The following is a 629-nucleotide window of genomic DNA, read 5'->3' on the forward strand; positions in this document are numbered from 1 at the left end:
ATATGCCACTCATGCGTACAGGCGGTGAAGCGTGTTGCGGTGCACATTATTGGGGCTTTGTTAATGTAGCATCGTGAATTATTGTAGAGAACAAGGAGCCTCGTTATATTGATACCGACTAAATACATAATTACGGCCATTCCAACGCATGACAGGAAAACAAAAACCCGGGCCGCCTATCTCAATATCCGGCCAACCGTGAGGTTCCTGAGTAATTATAAAATTCGGTATTCCAACTCCACTGGTGATTAGCTTCCAACTACTATTGTTCCATTTACTGACGAGAGTATAGTGATAGCCAGTATTTCCATAACAATATGTATTACTTTCTGTGATAATCACCTCAGGCTGATCATCACCATTCAAATCTCGTACAACAGTTATTTCACCCAATGAGGTGAAGCGAAATTCCTGACAATTACTACGCCAAGATTTGCCATCGAAGCTATAGCCTGCGGCTTTAAACGCAGAAACTTCGTCTGCATATGTAAGTTGAACGGAAAACGCATTTATACTCCAGAACAGCAAAGGAGTATATAAGAAGTAAGCATATTTGTTTTCAAATGGCATTGTTGTTTTTTTTCATAGTGTTGAAAATTTTTGTGAACCCTCTCGCTGAATATTTCCAT

General features: G+C 39.9%; 1 protein-coding gene. It reads right to left on the reverse strand.

Going from position 1 to position 629, the window contains the following annotated elements:
* Positions 1–78 precede the first annotated feature (78 nt).
* Complete coding sequence (locus AB4653_RS28280; protein WP_017082548.1) at positions 79–570, reverse strand: hypothetical protein; 492 nt, start codon at positions 568–570, stop codon at positions 79–81.
* Between the last annotated feature and the right edge of the window lie 59 nt (positions 571–629).

The organism is Vibrio sp. 10N.222.48.A3, assembly GCF_041475345.1.
GTDB classification, from domain to species: Bacteria; Pseudomonadota; Gammaproteobacteria; order Enterobacterales; family Vibrionaceae; genus Vibrio; species Vibrio tasmaniensis_A.